An 18,768-nucleotide genomic window follows, 5' to 3' on the forward strand; every position below is an offset into this window, starting at 1 on the left:
TGTTGCGATGATCGCGGTCACCTGGTTGTGGATCGTGCGCTCCCGGCGCTCGCGGGCGTAGCCTGTAACTCGCGTCACAAGATCTCGGATTCGACGAGAGTGCGAGAACGATAGGGCGCATCGTGAGTTCGACGGAAATTGCCGGGGGGGGGGCTCGGGGCTCACTCGGTGGGACAGCGGGTTGAGCAGGCGAATCAGGCAGCCGGAAAATATATTCTGCCGAAATCCGCAGGGCTGCTGCGCGGCTCCGAGTTAGGTATGTAAACCCTTGGTATGCACTGGTTTACCTCGTTATGGGTAGCCTTCCATTGCTGGTAGACGGCCTGATAATTGGTTAGCGTAGTCGTGTGCTGAGTGATGAGGCAGTGCTCGAGAAGGGCGTTGTGGTTGCACCGCAGGTGCATCCGGAGCCGCATGGGAATGGTCTGGCGTCGCGGTTGAATTGGCTGCGGGCCGGAGTTCTGGGCGCCAACGACGGAATTGTTTCCGTGGCGGGAATTGTCGTCGGTGTGGCGGCTGCCACGGCGACGCGGTCGACGATTTTGACCGCGGGTATCGCGGGGCTGGCCGCCGGCGCGGTGTCGATGGCGCTCGGGGAGTACGTATCGGTCAGCACGCAGCGCGACAGCGAGCGTGCGATTCTCGAGGTGGAGCGCCGGGAACTGGCCGAGCAGCCCGAGGCGGAGCTGGCCGAGCTCGCGGCGATCTACGAGGGCAAGGGCCTGTCCGCGGCGACGGCGTGGAAGGTCGCCGAGGAGCTGACCGAGAACGACGCCTTCACCGCGCACGCCGAGGCCGAACTGGGCATCGACCCGACCGACCTGACCAATCCGCGGCACGCCGCATTCTCCTCGGCGCTGTCCTTCACCCTCGGCGCGCTGCTGCCGCTGCTGGCGATCCTCACTCCGGTCGCGCTGCGGATTCCGGTCACCACCGTCGCCGTACTGGTGGCGCTGGCGATCACCGGCGCGGTCGGGGCGAAGCTGGGGCAGGCCCCGGTACTGCGCGCCACCGTGCGAGTGCTCGTGGGCGGCGCGCTGGCGATGGCGGTCACCTTCGGGATCGGCCACCTGGTCGGGCTGGTCGTTTAATGGGCGCCGTCGGCGAAGCCGTCCGAAACCGCGCATGGCCGGAGCGAATGCGGAGGTACGCCTAGCCGAAGGCGTTATGCCTTGGCCGGCGCCAGATCTCGCTTGCGCGCCTCGCGCGCCAGCGCCCGGTCGCGCTGCTCCTCGAACCGCACGCAATCGCCCTGTAGCTTCTCCAGGTATTCCCCGAGCTGATTCCGGATCCGGTCGCCCTCGGCGCCGAAATCGTTGCGCTCGAACACATTCCACTTGCGCAACACCGGCATCACCACCTCCTCGAGGTGCTGGCGCAGATCGTAGACCCCGTGCTTGGCCATCAGCACGCCGTTGCGGCGCCAGTCCGGCATGCCGTAACCGGGCATCTGGAAGTGGCACACGATCTCGGCGATCGCCGCGAGGGCCTGATCGGGCGACAGGTCCAGCGCCGCGCCACAGACGTTGCGGTAGAAGATCATGTGCAGGTTCTCGTCGGCGGCGATGCGCTGCAGCATGCGATCGGCGATCGGGTCGTCGCACACCTTGCCGGTATTGCGATGCGACACCCTGGTGGCCAGCTCCTGGAAGGTCACGTAGGCCACCGAATGCAGGAATCCGCGATCGGTGACGTGTTCCAGCTCGGCGCCGGCGTCGCGAAGCATCTTGATGGGGTTGTAGCCCTGGGTCATGTGCACCATCCGGGCACGCTCGAGCGCGACCGGATCCACCGCGCGGGTGACCACCAGGTAGTCGCGGATGACGATGCCGTGGCGGTTTTCCTCGGCGGTCCAGCGGCCGACCCAGGTGCCCCAGGCGCCGTCCTGGGAGAAGTTCTCGGCGATCTCGCGGTGGTACGAGGGCAGATTGTCCTCGGTGAGCAGGTTGGTGATCATCGCGGCCTTGGCGACCTCGCTGAGCGTCGACTGCTCAGGATCCCAGTCCGTCCCGCCCATTGCCGCGAAGTTGCGACCGGAGTCCCACGGCACGTAGTCGTGCGGATGCCACGGCTTGGCCATCGACAGATGTCGGTCAACATTCTGCTCGGCGATGGGTTCCAGCTCCATCAGCAGTTCGAGCTGAGTCAGCTTCCTGGCCACGAACAAGCCCTTCCTCATGTCGGATCGGCTATCTGTGAATGAGACGGTGCACGAAGAAACCCGGTACAGTGCAATAGCGATCGGATTGCTGCGTGTCACATGGCAACTCCGGTCGGTTCCGCCCCCGATAATGTAGTCCGACCCTGCCGGGCACTCGAGGGCAGGAGGGCGCGTCGCATTAAAGAGGACCGAACTCCTGCTGAAGTGGTATTCGATGTCCGGTTCACGCCGTTTCGGCCGCGCTCGCGCCGCGATCGGCGCCGAAGACAGTCCCGTACCGGGACTATTCGCCAGAGGATTGCCATCGAAAGTGAGCTGAGCATGATGAGTGTCAGCAGTAAGGGTTTTCCCAGCGTGGTCGTCACCAGCCTGGCAGCGACCACGTCGATCGCCGGGGACGTCGACTCCACGTGGAAGGGACTGCTCAACGGGGAGAGCGGCATCGACGTCCTCGAGGACGACTTCATCGAGCAGTTCGAGCTCCCGGTGCGCATCGGCGGGCATCTGAAGGTCAAGCCGGAGGATTCGCTGACCCCCGCGGAGGTCCGGCGCCTGTCCTACGTCGAGCAGATGGCGCTGGTGCTGGGCCGCGAGGTGTGGCGCAACGCGGGCAGCCCGCGGGTCGATCCGGACCGGCTCGGGGTGTCGATGGGCACCGGAATGGGCGGCGCGGAGATCTACATCGACATGACCAACAAGATGCAGCGCGGCGGGTATCGCAAGGTCAAGCCGCTGGCCGTCCAGCAGATCATGCCCAACGGCGCCGGCGCGGTCATCAGCCTGGAGATCGGCGCGAAAGCCGGTGTCTCGACGCTGGTTTCGGCCTGTTCGTCCGGTTCGGAGGCGATCGCGAACGCCTGGCGAATGATCGTGATGGGCGATGCCGACATGGTCGTCACCGGCGGCGTCGAGGGATCGATCCAGGCCGTGCCGATCGCCGCGTTCACCATGATGCGCGCGATGAGCACCCGCAACGACGAACCCAAGCGGGCGTCGCGCCCGTTCGACAGGGATCGCGACGGATTCGTCTTCGGTGAGGCGGGCGCGATGATGGTGGTCGAGACCGAGGAGCACGCCAAGGCCCGCGGTGCCACCATTCACGCGCGGCTGATGGGCGCGGGCGTCACCTCCGACGGCTTCCACCTGGTGGCCCCCGACCTGAAGGGCAAGGGCGCGGCGCGGGCGATCAAGCGCGCCATCGAGACCGCGGGACTGTCGAAAGACGATGTGACGCATGTGAATGCGCACGCCACCGCGACGCCGATCGGCGACACGTCCGAGGCGCTGGCCATCAACGCCTCGATCGGCAACCACGCCTCGGTCTATGCTCCCAAGTCTGCTCTGGGGCACTCGATCGGCGCGGTCGGTGCGCTGGAATCGGTGCTCACGGTGCTCAGCATCCGCGACGGCATCGTGCCGCCGACGCTCAACCTCGACAACAAGGATCCGGAGATCGACCTCGATGTCGTGTCCGGACAGGCCCGTTCGGGCCGGATCGACTACGCGGTGAAGAACTCGTTCGGCTTCGGCGGGCACAACGTGTCGCTGGCCTTCGGACGATACTGAACGACCGCGACCGGAGCGCCTGCTACTCTTCGGGCTTCGGTGTCGATCCGTGTTCGGTGTCATCACACCTCGTAGAGGTGTGCGTGAAAAAGGATGGGGAATGATCGGCAAGACCTGGGATGACTATCTCGATGAGCAGGGCAACATCAAGATCCGGGGCGACTCGACCCTGATCGACTTCGTCGACATGCACAGCGCGGCGAACGGAGATGAGCTCGCATACCGCTACATCGACTACTCGCGCGAGCGTGATGGTGAATACCTCGAGCTCACCTGGCGCCAGTTCGGTATCCGATTGCGCGCGGTCGCGGCGCGACTGCAGCAGGTGACCAAGCCGCGCGATCGCGTGGCGATCCTGGCCCCCCAGGGACTCGACTACGTCGTCGCGATGTTCGCCGCGGTCTATGCGGGGAATATCGCTGTGCCGCTGTTCGATCCGGAGGAGCTGGGTCACACCGGCCGGGTGCATGCCGTGCTCGGCGACTGCCGGCCCTCGGCGATCCTGACCGCGAGCTCGGCCGCGGCCCGGGTGCGCGAAATCTTCCGGGAGCTACCGGCCGCGCAGCGGCCCCGCATCATCGCGGTCGACGCGATCCCCGACAGCGTCGGCGAGAGCTGGACGATGCCGGATATCGACATCGACAGCGTGGCCTATCTGCAGTACACCTCGGGCTCCACGCGGGTTCCAGCCGGTGTCGAGATCACCCATCGCGCAGTGGGAACGAACCTGCTGCAGATGATCGACTCGATCGGCATCGACTGGAACGCGCGCGGTGTCACCTGGCTGCCGATGTTCCACGACATGGGCCTGCTGTGCGTGATCCTGCCCGCGGTCGGCGGCAAGTTCATCACCATCATGTCCCCGAGCGCGTTCGTGCGGCGGCCGTACCGCTGGATCAAGGAGCTCGCCGCGGCCTCCGACGGCGCCTCGACCTACGCTGCCGCACCGAATTTCGCGTACGAGCACGCGGCGGTGCGCGGCCTGCCGAAGCCGGGCGAGGACCTGGACCTGTCGAACGTGATCGGGCTGATCAACGGTAGCGAGCCGGTGTCGGTGGCATCGATGCAGAAGTTCAACGACGCGTTCACCCCGTACGGGCTGCCCAAGACGGCGATGAAGCCCTGCTACGGCATGGCGGAGGCGACGCTGTTCGTCTCGGCCACCAAGCGCGACGACGAGGCCAAGGTCGTGTACGTCGACCGGCGCGAGCTCAACGCCGGGCGCATGGTGCCGGTCGATCCGACGGCGGAAAACGCTGTGCCGCAGGTGTCCTGCGGATACGTCGCGCTGTCGCAGTGGGGCGTGATCGTGGACCCCGCGACCGGGGCCGAGCGCCCGGACGGCGAGGTCGGCGAGATCTGGTTGCACGGCAACAACATGGGCATCGGATACTGGGGCCGGGAGCAGGAGAGCGAGGACACGTTCCGCAACCGGCTCACCGCCCGGCAGCCGGACAGCCACGCCGAAGGCACTGCGCCGGAGGCGAATTGGATGAGCACCGGTGATTTCGGGGCCTACTACGAGGGCGAGCTGTTCATCACCGGCCGGGTCAAGGATCTGGTCATCGTCGATGGCCGCAATCACTACCCGCAGGATCTCGAGCTGTCGGCGCAGGAGGCCTCGGACTCCCTGCGTCCCGGGTTCGTTGCCGCATTCTCCCTGGCAGCCAACGAGATCCCGCAGTCCATGCTCGACGCCGGTGCGTCGGCGGGTTCGGAGCAGCTGGTCATCGTTGCCGAACGAGGCACGGGCGCAGCGAAATTGGATTCCGAGCCCATCGCCGAGGTGGTGCGCGCGGCCATCGCCGCCAAGCACGGCGTGACCGTCCGGGACCTGCTGCTGGTGCCCGCGGGCTCGATCCCGCGCACCTCCAGCGGCAAGATCGCCCGGCGCGCATGCAAGGCGGCGTACCTGGACGGCACGCTGCGCGGCGGGCGTCGCCAGCAGGAGTTCCCGGACGCCGAGGCGTAACGATCGTCACATCGGGCGGGCTCCGGCGGATCTTTCGCCGGAGCCCCGGGCGGATTGCTACACCGCGCCGCCCGTCAGGCCCAGCACTCGCGGTAGCGACGGGCACCCGCCTCGGCTCCCGGACCGCGCCGAGCACGGCCGGTGGTCCCCGAGCAGGCCGCCGCGAATGCGGTCACCGTCCGGTCGATGCGGGGCGCGGATATGTGGCAGACTCGGCACGGCACGATGCGGCCGCTCGACGACCGTATCTACCCGCCCCACCGGCTCCGCAAGTTCGACCAGGCTTGCCACCCCGGATGTGTGGAAGGATATGCGGGAGTGGAGATTGCGATGGAGCTGAGCACCATCGAGCGCCGGATCGCCGAGGATCGGCGAGCGGCCGCGCACGACCGGACGGCCGAGGCCGAACTCCGGCTGGCCGAATCCCTGTGCGACGCGGCGCGTGCGCTGATCGCCACCAAGACCGCCGAGGGGAGCCGCGACAGGTCGCCCGCCGCGCTCGAGCCCGCGCAGGAGGCGGTGCTGATCCGGCTGCGCTGGCTCATGGCCGGACACGTCACCGCGCAGTTCGCCGGCCAGGTCACCGACGCGCTGCGGTTGTTCGAGGAGGCCGCGCGCACCATCGGCCACCGGGAACTGGCCACCTCGACCATCCGCCAGGCCTGCGACGCGTATCACCAGGTGGCACAGAAGTATCCGGCCGCGGCCGCGGTCTGCGCCGACGGGCTGTCCAAGTGCGGGGTGTGGCTGTGCCGGCTGGATCCCGATGCGGCCGTGGACGCCAGCGCCGAGGCCGTGCGCATCCGGGCGGGGCTGTTCGCGGCCGATCCGGAGCAGTCGGGCCGCTACTACCTGGCCAGCCTGAACATGCTGCTGCGCACGCTGATGATCGGCCGCGCGCGCAAGCAGGCCCTGGCGATGTACCGCGAGCGGTATGCGGCGTGGACCACGCCCCAGATGACCACGCGGCTGCGCGAGACCCGCATCTCCGAACTCGACTTCACCGCCAAAACCGCGACCGCGCTGGAGAAGCTGCACTGCCAGACGCTCGAGCGCGCGGGATACCTGACCCAGCAGCGGATCCTGTATCAGACCTCGGGTGACCTGTCCACGATCGAGGAGATCAACTGGAAGTTGGGCCTGATAGGGCTCAAACCCTTGGTCGCGGGGGCGCTTCCGGACCTGCCGTCCAAGCCGGTGGAGATCGCCACCTCCTTCGGCGCGATCGCCGTGCGCTGCACCAGTCCAGACGGACCGGCCCAGGTGCGCGCCGCGGTCGTCGCCGCCTTCGCCGAGGACGGCGCCGAGCCCACCGTCAGTGCGAAGTATCAGGGCGTGCACGAAACGCACTGGGGCATCCCCGATCCCGAGATGAACACGGCCGAGCGCCTCGGCGACGACGTGGTGCTGGTGCAGCGCAGCGGCGGCAGCTGGATCACGGTGGCCAGCCTGCGCTGGGAACTCACCCCGTGCGGAAAAAATCCGCTGGCACTGCGTCTTTCGCAGCGCTGGCCGGTGATCACGGTGAACACCATCGAGCAGATCTCCTACGAATTGTGCTGGTACGCCGACGGGGTGGCCACCCAGTACGCCGCGCTGGGGCGGCCCGCGGGGCAGCTCCCGCTGGACAAACCGCTGGCCCCGTTGAACTTCGCCGCCCTGTCCGATTACGGCGCCGATTACGCCTCGGAAACCCAGGTGCGCGCGGCATTCGGCAATACTGCGACATTTTCCAAGCTGACCAACCTGCCCGTCAGCGGCATTCGGCAGGCCGGGCAGGCACATCCGCTCACGGAGTACGGTGATCAGGTGATGTTCTTCCGCGCGAAGAAGACGGACTGAAATGTCCGACGCTGCCACGTCGCAGGCGTTGTCGCCGCCGTGGGAATATCGGGGGCGCGTCTACCTGGTCTGGAGGGTGACCGACGTCAACGACCGCGACGGCTTCGGCTGGGAACTCGAGGATGTCGGCCCGTCTCCGGGCCGGGGGATCGTGCTCGAGGTGTTCAAGGACGACGCCGCGGGCGGATTCATGTTCACCGCGTTCACCGACCATCCGCTGCCGTTCGAACTCGTCCACCGGTTCGTCGCCGAGACCGCGCGGGAAATTCAGGGTCGATAAGGTCCCCGCGTGGCGTTGTGAGGGGGATTACAGAGGCGAATTCGGCTGTTCTCACAGTTGGTGGGCAACCGACCAGAATCGCAACCGTTTCGTGTCGGTCGGTTGTTCATCCACGCATTCGACCACGTCGAACCACTGTTATCGGGTTTTTCGCGCGCCGGCCGTGACGTGTGCGAACTGCCGGTCCGGGCCCAGCCGCGGGGGTCGGGGAGGACGTTCGGGCCGGTCAGGGAGAGGTTGTGGTGCCGGGCAGAAAACGATTTGCGCCACGATGCCTGACCGAATGTATAGTTGGCATTGGCAACTAGTTGTATGCGCTAACCAAAGTCTGTAGATGAGGGAGAAGGTGAATCCCCATGACCACCCTGGCCCCCGTGGCCTCCACGTCCGATACCGCTGTATCGGACGACGCCGATCGTCTCGGCGCCCAGCTGATCCGGTTCATGCGGGCGATGAACCGAACGAAGACGCAGCTGGCGGCGCACGGACCCGACGGGCTCGACAAGCTCGCCTATGCCGTGCTGTTCTGCCTGGTCCACGACGGTCCACAGCGAACCGGCAAACTCGCCGAGCAGCTGCACGCTGAGATTTCCACCATCAGCAGGCAAACCAGATCCCTTGTCACACATGGCATGGTCGAACGCCGGGCCGATCCCGTCGACGGCCGCGCCTGCGTCCTCGCAGCCACCGAGGAGGGAGTGCGGGTCTTCGAGGAGAACCGCCGCCAGCGCAATCTCTGGCTCGCCGGCATTCTTGCCGACTGGCCCGTGGGGGAGCGATCCGCCCTGATAACCCTGCTCGATCGGCTGAACGCCGATATCGAGACGACTACTCCATGTACGGCCGAACCGAAATAAGGCTAGAAAGACTATGACGACTACGACTACCGAGGCGCCGGCAGCACGACCGGTGGCGGTGGACGCGCCCCCGATGCTCTCGCATCGGCAGATCATGACAATTTTGTCGGGTCTGCTGCTGGGCATGTTCCTGGCCGCCCTCGATCAGAACATCGTGAGCGTGGCGATCGTGCGCATCGCCAACAGCCTGCACGGGTTCGACCAGCAGGCGTGGGCCACGACGGCCTATCTGATCACCGCCACCATCAGCACCCCGCTGTACGGCAAGCTCGCCGACATCTACGGGCGTAAGCCGTTCTTCCTCACCGCCATCACCATCTTCGTCATCGGTTCGGCGGCGTGTACCTTCGCCACCTCGATGTACGAGCTGGCCGGATTCCGCGCCTTCCAGGGCTTGGGCGCCGGCGGCCTGATGTCGCTGGCCATGACGATCATCGGCGATATCGTCCCGGCCCGTGAGCGCGTGAAGTACCAGGGCTACTTCATGATGACCTTCGGTATCTCCACGGTTCTGGGACCGGTGCTCGGCGGCTGGTTCTCCGGCTTCGACCACCTGTGGGGCCTCGAGGGCTGGCGCTGGGTGTTCCTGGTGAACGTGCCGATCGGCATCATCGCGCTGGGCGTGGTCACCAAGGTGCTCAACGTGCCGCACCAACGACAGAACCACAAGGTCGACTACTGGGGCGCGATAGCGCTGACCATCTGCGTGGTCCCGCTGCTGATCGTGGCCGAACAGGGCCGCACCTGGGGCTGGGGCACCAACAAGGCGATCATCTGCTACGCCATCGGCGCGATCGGGCTGATCCTGTTCGTCTTCATCGAGTACCTGATGAAGGACGCGGCGCTGATCCCGCTGCGGCTGTTCAAGAACTCGACGTTCAGCATCGTCATCGCGGGCGGCTTCATCGTCGGTGTCGCGATGTTCGGCGCGATCTCCATGGTTCCGCTGTACTGGCAGGTCGTGCGCGGCTACTCGCCGACCAAGGCGGGGCTGCTGATGCTCCCGCTGGTCGCGGGCATCATGATCGGCTCGCTGATCTCCGGTCAGATCACCCGGTACACCGGGCGCTACAAGTTCCTGCCGGTGGTGGGCACCTTCATCATCGCGATCGGCGCGCTGCTGTACTCGCAGGTCCACTACGACACCGCGATCTGGCAGCCGCTGCTGTTCAGCGGCGTCATCGGCCTGGGCCTCGGTGGCTGTATGCAGACGCTGATCATTGCCGCGCAGAACGCGGGCCCGCGCACGGACATGGGCGTGTCGACCGCGTCGGCGACATTCTTCCGGCAGATGGGCGGCACCCTGGGCGTCGCGGTCTTCCTGACGATCATGTTCAACCTGTTGCCGCACAAGATCATCGACGCCTTCGGCGGGCACCTGCCGCACGGCTTCGACGCCTCCAAGCTCGGCAGCATCCAGAGCAATACCAGCGGCATCGCGGCGCTGCCGTCGATGGTCAAGGATCCGATCCTGATCGGCTTTACCAACTCGCTGCACGGGGTGTTCTACTCCGCGGCCGGCGTGGCGCTGGTGGCCTGCCTCGTGCTGCTGTTCATGAAGGAAATTCCGCTGGCCGATCCGAAGGCCACCCCGCCCCCGATCGAGGGCGCGGAGGCGCTGGTGGACGCGGACGACTGGCAAGAGAGCCAGGTCTGGGAGGGCGCCGCGCGGGCGATCTCCGAGCCCGAACCGGTACTGGCCGGTGCGGTCGCGGGCAGGCATGCCGCGATCGAGCGCAACGGCAACGGCGTTGCGGCACATACGAATGGAACGGCGGTGTCACAGATGGCGGTCATGAGTTCGGCGGCCGAGTTCACCTCGTCGAACGGCGGGGCGCGCACGATCGGCGGCCGCGTCCGCCGCGAGGACGGGCGACCGGTCTCCGGCGCCGCGCTCACCCTGATCGACACCCGCGGCCACCAGGTCTCGCGCGGGACCGGCGATTCCAACGGCGGCTACAGCATCGGCGCCCCGGCGTCCGGCAGCTACGTGCTGATCGTCTCGGCCGGCGGGCACCAGCCCGCGGCGGTGAACGTCACCGTCGGCGATCGGCCGCAGTCGCTGGACATCTCGCTGCAGGGCTCGGGTGAGCTCTCGGGTGTGGTGCGCGCGGCCGGGCGGCAGGAGCCGATCCCGTCGGCGACCATCACCCTGACCGATATGCGGGGCGAGGTCGTGGGCGCGGCGGTCACCGGCGCCGACGGCGGGTACGTCTGCCACGGCGTGGTGTCCGGCGTGTATACGCTGGTTGCGGTGGCCGAGCACATGCGGCCGAACGCGATTACGCTGAATGTGCCCGAGAGTGGGCTGCTGCGTCACGACGTGGAGCTCTCGCCGATGACGGTGCTGTCCGGCGCCGCGTGGGCCAACGGTCACGTGGTGCCCGACGCCCAGGTCACGGTGCTCGATGCGACGGGCACCCCGGTCGCGAGCGCACGCACCGATGAAGAAGGCCAATACGTGGTGTCCGATCTGCCCGAGGGCGAATACACGGTGGTCGCCAGCGGCTACCCGCCGGTGACCAGCCAGGTCACCGTCGCCGGTGGCGAGATCAGCCATGACGTGCGGCTCGGATACGAGGAGGCGGCAAACCGGTCATGAATGGACTGACTGCGCGTATTCACACCACCGAGGGCTGGCCGGTGCCGGATGCGGTGCTGACGGTCACCGACCTGACCGGGCGCCAGCTGGCCCGGGCGGTCGCCGACGCGACGGGGGTGGCGGCCACCGAGCCGCTGCCCGCGGGCGTGTGCACCGCGATCATCACCGCGCCGGGCTTCGCGCCGGTGGCGCAGGTCGCGCGGGTCGGCGGCGATGGTTCGGGCAGGCTCGGGGAGATCACCCTGGCGCCGGAGGCGGGCACCGTCCCGCTCCTGCCGCCGGGCCCGTGGACCATCGATCCGGTGCACTCGACGGTGATCGCGACCGCGCGGCACCTGGGCATCGCGAGCATCAAGGCGCGCTTCGCCGAGGTGAGCGGACGGCTGGACATCTCCGAAACCCTGGAGAAGTCAACGGGTTTCGCAGAGATCAAGGCCGCGAGCATCGATACCGGCATCGGGATGCGCGACGACCACCTGCGCTCGGGGGACTTCCTGGACGTGGAGAAGTACCCGGTGATCTCGTTCAGCGGCAGCGGATTCCGCCGCACCGGTGGCGACACCCTGGTGATGCCGGGTGAACTCACCCTGCACGGCCAGGTCCGCCCGATCGAGCTGGATGTCACCTACGGCGGCTTCGGCCCCGACCCGTGGGGCGGCACCCGCGCCGCCTTCCATGCCGAGATCCAGTTGCACCGCAACGATTTCGCGATCGACTACAACGCCATGGTGCGCGCGGGCATTGCCGCGGTCGGCACCGCGGTGAAGATCGATCTGGATATCGAGCTCGTGCAGGGAGAGTCGCTGCCGCAGATGTAGCCGCCCCGCACGACGAGGCCGCCCCGGTTCGGTGAGGGACCGGGGCGGCCTTTGTGTTGTCCGGTGTACGTTACTGTGCCGCAGCGGAATTGCCGACCCGCGGCGGGTTCGGACGGTGCAGGGCGGTATTCAGGTGATAGGCGCCGCCGAGTCCGTGGAAGACCGCCATGACCAGCGCGCCCGCCGATGCGCAGACGATGCCCGCGGCGGCGTGCGAGGGGATGTCCGCCCAGTATCCGAGCGCGGCCGCCAGCGCGAGACCCAGGGTCCCGGCGATCGCATTGAGCAGGGCGGAGTTGCCCCAGACGTTCGGGAATTGTTCGCCGACCATGCCTTTGACGAAATGCGGGACCGCATTCGCGCCCATCAGGCCGGCCAGCGCCGAGAGCAGGACCGTAAGCAACACGGGAACCACCTTTATTCAGTCAACAATGTAGACCGAAAGTAGCAGGGCCTGCCGATTCGGTCAACGGCGTAGACTGAGCGGATGAGTGCCCGACCCGCCACCCGCGCCGAGCAGCGCAGCGCCACTCAGGCGCGAATCCTGCGGGCGGCGCGTGCCCTGTTCGCCGAGGCCGGCTACGAATCGACCACCATCCGCGCGATCGCGACCGAGGCGAACACCGATCCCGGGCTCGTCATGCGCTACTTCGGGTCGAAGGCCAACCTGTTCGCCCAGGTCGCGGGCCTCGAACGGGACGGTGAGGTGGGTGGTACCCCCGAGCAGGCGGCCGAACAGCTCCTGGCTGTCCTGGAAAGCAAGCTCGTCGAGCAGCCGATGGATGCGTTGGCGGCGATCCGATCCATGTTCACCCATCCGCAGGCCGCCGACGACGTCCGTGTCGCCATGACGGCCGTGCAGCGACAGGCTGCGGCGCATATGGCCGATACCGACGCGGACCTGCGCGCCGGGCTCATCGGGGCGATCACTCTGGGGGCCGTCATCGGGCGGCATCTGCTCCAGCTCGACGGGCTGCGCGATGCCGACCCCGAGCGGATCACGGCACTGCTCCGGCGTGCTTTTCACGATGTTGTGCACGGTGCGCCGGAAGGCGCGGCCGAGTATGAAGATGCCCAGGGCGTGTCGGGCGAATAGGGGATATCGAGCTCGTGCCAGGGAGCAGCTGTCGTGGATGTAGCGGCCCTGCGCGATGCGGCCCCGTTTTCGCTGAGGGCCGGTGCGGTGAATGCTCTGTGGCGCTTGGCGTTCCCCCTCAAAAGTGGGGGAGGTTCGTGTCGGCGGGCTGCGCTAGATTTCGGGCGTGAGGGAGAGCGAATCGGTCGTGCGGGAGCTGGTGCGGGTCAGCGTCGTGGCTGGGCGCAGGCTGGCAACGGTCCCTAGGGGTCGCGAGCGGGAGCTGGCGGGGGTCATGGCCGATCCGGACCCGAGTGTGCGGCGGCGCGCGTGGGATGTGCTGGATCAGGCCGTCATCGAGGCGGACGAGGACAGGGCGACGCCCGCGATCGTCAGGGTGTGGACCGCCGAACAGGCGCACTCGATACTGACGGACCGGGATGCGGATATTCGGCGGCGGGCGTGGGGCGTCCTGTCCGGCCGCGACCACTCCGCCGGGATTGAGCCCTACCTGGTGATTCTGCGACTGCTGCTCGACGATGCGGCCGAGTATGCCCGGCCCGACTGCCTCGAAGCGCTCAGGAGGGCCCCGCTGTGGGCGTTCTTCGAGTCGATGATGGACCATGCGGCGTTGATAGAGCCTCTTCGCGGCCCATTGCTGACCGTGTTGGGCCTGCCCACGGCCTCGCTCCCAGCGGTACCGCCCGGGCATGTCGCATCGCCGGTCCGCTGCTGGCGAGACCCCTGCGCGGATTCCGGTGATTTCGTCGCCGCGGCGCGGTGCCCGCATCTGCCGGTTCTCCTTGCGCTGCTGGGCAGTCCGGTTCTGGAGGTGCGCGATGCCGCCGTCAAGGCGATCGTCGAGTTCGGCCCCGGCGTGGCCGGTGTGGTGCGGGGGGTGCGGAGGTCGGGCTCGCGGGCGCGGCGCGCGGCGCTCTGGGCGCTGGCCGAACTGGGCTGGGACTGTCTGTCACCGGCGGACCTGACCGCGCTCGAGCGGTTGATCCGAGGCAAGCAGCGCCATGAGGCGGCACCCGAGCCCGAGCGCGACAGCATCGGCATGGGTTCATGGTTCGCGCTGCCGACCTCCGACCAGGGCGCGGTGCTGCGAGCCCTCGCGCTACACGATCCGATTCCGGCGACCATGCGGATGGGCTTCGGGTTTTGGCGGAGGCAGCCCGTGTATCTGGACATGCATATGTATTCGCCGGAGCTCCAGGAACGGTATCAAAGCTACCCCGGTCCGCAGGTGTTCATTAGCCCTGTGCTGGACGGATGGACTCTCGCGGTGCACGACGGGGCGCTGCGCATCGCTGACTCCGAAGACTGGGACGCCGAGCTGTACTTGCGCCTCGCGGATCTGAGTCGCACGTTCGGGACGGCACATTATTACTACCAATTCGATCTCGGCCACGGAACTTCGAGCGAATGGTGCATCGCCGTGGAGGGCCGGATCATGCTCCACGTGCGGTGCTGTGCGGGCGAGATCGACTTCGGCCGCGCCGATGCGCTGGGCGAATCGCCGACGGTCGATCGGTTGCGTGCGTGGCTCGAATCCAACGACCATGGGCTCGGGCACCGGCCGCCACCGCCGCTGCGTCCGGACCTGGCATCGCAGGTGAACGCCCTGCGCACCCACTTCGGCCAGGATCCGTTACCGACCGGAGCGAACAGCGGGCTGGTACCGATATCGGACGAGGCCATCCGGGAATGGGAGTTCGGCGTGGAGGGAGCAGCGCCCCGGCTGTCGGTAAGCCCGGAAACCCTTGGGCCGCATACCCGGATCGAGGGCACGGGCGTCTTGGCCGTGCCCGCTCAGCTGCGCGATCGGGTCCGCCGCGGCCGCATTGCGATCTGACGAGTCGCCGGGCGCCGTCTCCCGGACGATCTGACGGTACTCGGGCGTCTGATGATCGGCTGAAGATGGGCGCTGTGGACTTCATTCCGTGCACGAGTCGGGCTTTGATGGAGGTACGGATCGCGGAGCCCTGTGGCGAATATCGCGTATTCGGTTGCCGTGCAAGCTGATTCGAGAGGAATGAAATCGTGACAAGGAACTCGAGCACCGGCTCGCCGAAGGGGCGAGTGGTCGGTCGGATCGCGTTGGCGGCCGCGCTCGTCGCCGCACCGATGTTCACCGCGGCGGCCGCGATGGCCGAGCCCGTGCCGCAGGCGGCGACCCATGTCGTCGCCGGACCGGGAATCGTGCAGGCCGACTACGACGACTGGTACTACTGGCACTGCACCCGCTGGCACGAATACTGGCGGCCGCGTTGCCATCCCCAGCCGCAGCCCCAGGTGCTGCCGCCTACCGGGAGCAGCCTCTAGTCTCGGTCGTCGCGACGCCCGGCACGCGGGGGCTGCCGGGCGTGGGCCGCTGGGTGCGCGGAGCCGGGCGTGTGGGCGGCCACTGGGGCGTTGAGCGCACGGACCTTCCCGGACGGACCGGCCGGCGAAGAGGTGTCCGGTGCGGCCGTGCAAGGCGCCCCCGGTGATTGGTACCGCGTTCACACAGCCCACCCGACGCCTGGCGGGCGGCGAGCATCCCCGGCTGCTGGCGAAATCTTGACGCCGCCTGCGAACCATCAATGGTAGTAGCCGGGAATACTGGTCGGACATCTAGCGAACGGGGATGGTCGACGATGGTGGACAAGACGGGCACCGCATACGGCCCGATAGTGATCGCGGCCGGGGAGTATCGGCTACCTGAAGGGCGGCGGCTGGTCAGCGACAGCCTCGCAGCGGCAATGCTGCCCGGGACGATGCGGTGGATTGTCGGCCCGGCGCCGTTACGGCGGCTGCTGATGTCCATGACCGACCGCGAGGCATCAGGGCTGTGGAACAGCATCGCCTGTCGCAAGCGCTATTTCGACGACCGGCTCGCCGAAGCGATCGACGAGGGCATCGAGGCGGTGGTTCTGCTCGGCGCCGGATTCGACACGCGCGGTTACCGAATGGCCGCGCCGCGCGGTATCCCGGTCTACGAGGTGGACATGGCGGTGAATCTCGACGCGAAGCGGAAGCGAATGCCCGTGCCCGTCAACGTTGTTCAGGTGCCCATCGACTTCGAAACCGATGATCTGGGCACCATGCTGGCCGCGTGTGGCCACCGGCCCGAGGCGAGGACCCTCTTCGTCTGGGAGGGCGTCACCCAGTACCTGACCGAACCGGCGGTGCGCGCCACGCTGCGGTTCCTGAGCACGGCGGCATCCGGCAGCCGGTTGGGATTCACCTACGTCCCAAGGGATTTCCTCGACGGCACCGAAAGCTACGGCGCCGCCCGGGCGCACCGGCGGTTCGTGCAGGGGCGCGACCCGATCTGGACCTACGGGCTGAGCCCGGCCGAGGTCGAGCCGCTGCTGGCCGAATACGGTTGGCAGCTGCGCGAACAGGCCGACGCCGCGGGGCATACGAAGCGGTATCTGGAACCGCTCGGGCGGTCGGGTCCGGTCTCGGATATCGAACGCTGCGTCTACGCCGCCAAGCCCTGAGCTACCGCTCGGCCTCGAACGCCGCCGCGACCACCGGGCGAACCTGATCCATTGTCGCCGTGCCGATTTCGCGCCGGACCGAGGTCATGTCCACCTCCGGTAGACCACAGGCCACCGCCCAGTGCCACGGTTCCAGATCGCCGTCCACATTGAGCGCGAAGCCGTGGCTGGTGACCCCGCGGCTCTGCCGCATGCCGATCGAGACGATCTTGCGGCCCGTCGCGGTGGTCCACACGCCGGTCAGCAGTTCGGAACCGGGCGGAGTATCGCGGCGCTGTGCGGCGACCCCGAGTGTCCCCAGCGCCTCGATGAGCCGGAACTCCACCTCGCGGATATAGTCGACCACCCCCTCGCCGGCCGCCAGCTTCACGATCAGATACCCCACGAGCTGCCCGGGACCGTGATAGGTGAGCTGCCCGCCCCGGGTCGTCTCCACCACCGGGATGTGACGGGCCGGGTCGGGCAGATGCTCGAGCGGGGTGCGGCGGCCGATCGTGTACACCTGCGGGTGGCTCAGCAACCACAGCGTGTCCGGGCGTTCGTCCCGCTGCCGCTCTTCGACCATCTCGGCCATGCGCTCCATGGCCTTGTCGTAGTCGACGAGATCGTCCTGGATCAGGGTCAGCGGCCGAGACTTCATACGTCGAGGGTACGTCCGCGCGAGTGCGGGCTGCGCCGGGTGCGGGCCGAACGCGCCGACTCGGTCGGAAGGGCCCGCGCCGTGCCGGGGGTTCACCCTCGACCAGATCCCGGGAAGCGCACGCCCACATGGGATCCCGGTAGCGCGAAGGGAATCTCGTCGGCGTTCCCGGGGCGGGCTCGACGCACAGCCGAGGACCGCCGCGCCTGTGGCGCGGCGGTCTCTCCGGGGCACCTAGCGGGCAAGCTGCAGGGCGAGGGTGGCTGCAGCGGGGATCAGGTACAACACCGGATACAGGGTGGTGCTGTACGAGCGGGCGCGCAGGGTGGTCAGCACCGCGCCGAGGAAGTACAGGATCAGCCCGATGGCCGCGGCGACGCCGAGACCCGGGATGGCCATTCCGACGACCAGGCCCAGCGCCCCCGCGCCCTTGGCCAGTGCGAGCCAGTTCCACCACGACTCCGGGACGCCGTAGTCCTTCAATGGGTCGGCGACGAATGCCTTCTTCGCGAACAGCGAGTAGCTCGAGAAACCGATCCACAGGGCCGCGACGACTCCGACGATGTAGTAGGCGATGTTCATGGGAATCCGTTTCCTGTTCAACTTGTGCGAATGGTCTTGTGCTGGACTGACGATGCAGGGGGCGCGAGCGTGACATGTGGTGCTGTGCTCCGGGGCACATGCGTGTGTCGTGCCGATGCCGGCGGGTGGAATGCGCTCGTGACGGCGGACCTGCACCGCCGGCTCGACGTATCGCCCTGCGTGCGGGTTACCCGACACCGATCCGGCAGGTTCGGCCACGCGCCCGAACGGGCTCTACGTGCGCACGGCGTCGGTCACCCGTGTGCGTGAGCGGCGCCTGTGTAAACGGGACTCGGTACATGTCGGTCCTGCTGGGTACGGTCGAGGTCAGGTTGTCGGATTGAGAAAGGAGCGCTGAGCGATGACGGTTGCCGATGTGCTGACCGACGGATTCGAGCGGATACGCGAGGTAGTACACGAGGCGGTGGACGGCCTCGACGCCGAGGCGCTGAACTACCGCGTCGACCCGGGCGCCAACTCGATCGCATGGCTGGTCTGGCACCTGACGCGGGTGCAGGACGACCACGTGGCCGAGGTCGCGGGCCTCGACCAGGTATGGACCGCGAAGGGCTGGTACGACAGGTTCGCCCTGCCGATCGCCGAGAGCGCCACCGGATACGGCGACAGCGCCGACGACGTCGCCCGCATCCAGGCACCCGCCGAACTACTCACCGGCTACTACGACGCGGTCCACGAGCAGACGCTGCGTTACGTCCAAGGCCTGGTCGATGCCGATCTGTCCCGCGTCGTCGACACCCGCTGGGACCCGCCGGTCACCCTCGGCGTGCGCCTGGTCAGCGTGATATCCGACGACCTCCAGCACGCCGGCCAGGCCGCCTACCTGCGAGGGGTGCTCGCGCGCACGAGGTAGCGGGGCATTCG

Annotated in this window: 17 protein-coding genes; 13 read left to right on the plus strand and 4 right to left on the minus strand. The window is 67.7% G+C overall.

The features are described 5' to 3' along the window. Window positions 1-350: 350 nt before the first annotated feature. A complete protein-coding gene (locus tag KO481_RS35260; RefSeq protein ID WP_372452170.1) occupies window positions 351-1,091 on the plus strand; it encodes a VIT1/CCC1 transporter family protein in 741 nt (246 codons plus the stop codon). Between the two features lie 74 nt (window positions 1,092-1,165). Here KO481_RS35260 and KO481_RS35265 read toward each other — a convergent pair whose 3' ends face one another. After that, on the minus strand, window positions 1,166-2,161 hold the full coding sequence (locus tag KO481_RS35265) for an acyl-ACP desaturase (protein WP_215922928.1): 996 nt from the start codon (window positions 2,159-2,161) through the stop codon (window positions 1,166-1,168). Between the two features lie 324 nt (window positions 2,162-2,485). Here KO481_RS35265 and KO481_RS35270 point away from each other — a divergent pair, with 324 nt between their 5' ends. From KO481_RS35270 to KO481_RS35300, 7 genes are all read left to right on the plus strand, one after another. Beyond that, complete coding sequence (locus KO481_RS35270; RefSeq protein ID WP_215922929.1) at window positions 2,486-3,727, plus strand: KasA/KasB family beta-ketoacyl-ACP synthase; 1,242 nt, start codon at window positions 2,486-2,488, stop codon at window positions 3,725-3,727. A gap of 100 nt (window positions 3,728-3,827) precedes the next feature. Then, the gene (fadD32, locus tag KO481_RS35275; RefSeq protein ID WP_245401979.1) at window positions 3,828-5,699 is read left to right on the plus strand and encodes a long-chain-fatty-acid--AMP ligase FadD32; all 1,872 of its coding nucleotides are present in this window, start codon (window positions 3,828-3,830) and stop codon (window positions 5,697-5,699) included. Window positions 5,700-6,017: 318 nt separating this feature from the next. After that, entirely contained in the window at window positions 6,018-7,541 is a 1,524-nt protein-coding gene (locus KO481_RS35280) for a hypothetical protein (RefSeq protein ID WP_308166899.1), read from the plus strand. A gap of 1 nt (window position 7,542) precedes the next feature. Further along, the gene (locus tag KO481_RS35285) at window positions 7,543-7,821 is read left to right on the plus strand and encodes a hypothetical protein (protein ID WP_215922839.1); all 279 of its coding nucleotides are present in this window, start codon (window positions 7,543-7,545) and stop codon (window positions 7,819-7,821) included. 356 nt (window positions 7,822-8,177) lie between these two features. Beyond that, the gene (locus KO481_RS35290; protein ID WP_215922840.1) at window positions 8,178-8,678 is read left to right on the plus strand and encodes a MarR family winged helix-turn-helix transcriptional regulator; all 501 of its coding nucleotides are present in this window, start codon (window positions 8,178-8,180) and stop codon (window positions 8,676-8,678) included. Between the two features lie 13 nt (window positions 8,679-8,691). Further along, on the plus strand, window positions 8,692-11,280 hold the full coding sequence (locus KO481_RS35295) for an MFS transporter (protein ID WP_215922841.1): 2,589 nt from the start codon (window positions 8,692-8,694) through the stop codon (window positions 11,278-11,280). Further along, window positions 11,277-12,098 carry a YceI family protein gene (locus KO481_RS35300; RefSeq protein ID WP_215922842.1) on the plus strand — a complete coding sequence of 274 codons (822 nt, stop codon included), beginning with the start codon at window positions 11,277-11,279 and terminating at the stop codon, window positions 12,096-12,098. Before KO481_RS35295 ends, KO481_RS35300 begins: the two co-directional genes overlap by 4 nt. A 70-nt stretch (window positions 12,099-12,168) precedes the next feature. On the opposite strand, the gene KO481_RS35305 is transcribed toward KO481_RS35300, so the two are convergent. Then, the gene (locus KO481_RS35305; RefSeq protein ID WP_215922843.1) at window positions 12,169-12,504 is read right to left on the minus strand and encodes a hypothetical protein; all 336 of its coding nucleotides are present in this window, start codon (window positions 12,502-12,504) and stop codon (window positions 12,169-12,171) included. Between the two features lie 81 nt (window positions 12,505-12,585). Between KO481_RS35305 and KO481_RS35310 the strand changes: the two genes are divergently transcribed. From KO481_RS35310 to KO481_RS35325, 4 genes are all read left to right on the plus strand, one after another. Then, the gene (locus KO481_RS35310) at window positions 12,586-13,194 is read left to right on the plus strand and encodes a TetR/AcrR family transcriptional regulator (RefSeq protein WP_215922844.1); all 609 of its coding nucleotides are present in this window, start codon (window positions 12,586-12,588) and stop codon (window positions 13,192-13,194) included. Window positions 13,195-13,360: 166 nt separating this feature from the next. Then, on the plus strand, window positions 13,361-15,031 hold the full coding sequence (locus KO481_RS35315) for a hypothetical protein (protein WP_215922845.1): 1,671 nt from the start codon (window positions 13,361-13,363) through the stop codon (window positions 15,029-15,031). A gap of 188 nt (window positions 15,032-15,219) precedes the next feature. After that, window positions 15,220-15,501, plus strand: coding sequence for a hypothetical protein (locus KO481_RS35320; RefSeq protein ID WP_215922846.1), 282 nt, complete (start codon window positions 15,220-15,222; stop codon window positions 15,499-15,501). 314 nt (window positions 15,502-15,815) lie between these two features. Then, window positions 15,816-16,664: an SAM-dependent methyltransferase gene (locus KO481_RS35325; RefSeq protein WP_215922847.1), complete on the plus strand. Its 849-nt coding sequence runs from the start codon at window positions 15,816-15,818 to the stop codon at window positions 16,662-16,664. A gap of 1 nt (window position 16,665) precedes the next feature. Here KO481_RS35325 and lipB read toward each other — a convergent pair whose 3' ends face one another. Together lipB and KO481_RS35335 are read right to left on the minus strand one after the other, a co-directional pair. After that, the gene (gene lipB, locus KO481_RS35330; RefSeq protein ID WP_215922848.1) at window positions 16,666-17,304 is read right to left on the minus strand and encodes a lipoyl(octanoyl) transferase LipB; all 639 of its coding nucleotides are present in this window, start codon (window positions 17,302-17,304) and stop codon (window positions 16,666-16,668) included. 234 nt (window positions 17,305-17,538) lie between these two features. Continuing rightward, entirely contained in the window at window positions 17,539-17,886 is a 348-nt protein-coding gene (locus KO481_RS35335) for a DoxX family protein (protein WP_215922849.1), read from the minus strand. Between the two features lie 361 nt (window positions 17,887-18,247). Between KO481_RS35335 and KO481_RS35340 the strand changes: the two genes are divergently transcribed. Further along, window positions 18,248-18,757: a mycothiol transferase gene (locus tag KO481_RS35340; protein ID WP_215922850.1), complete on the plus strand. Its 510-nt coding sequence runs from the start codon at window positions 18,248-18,250 to the stop codon at window positions 18,755-18,757. The last annotated feature ends 11 nt before the right edge of the window (window positions 18,758-18,768 follow it).

This window comes from Nocardia albiluteola (assembly GCF_018860155.1).
In the GTDB taxonomy this organism is placed as follows: domain Bacteria; phylum Actinomycetota; class Actinomycetes; order Mycobacteriales; family Mycobacteriaceae; genus Nocardia; species Nocardia albiluteola.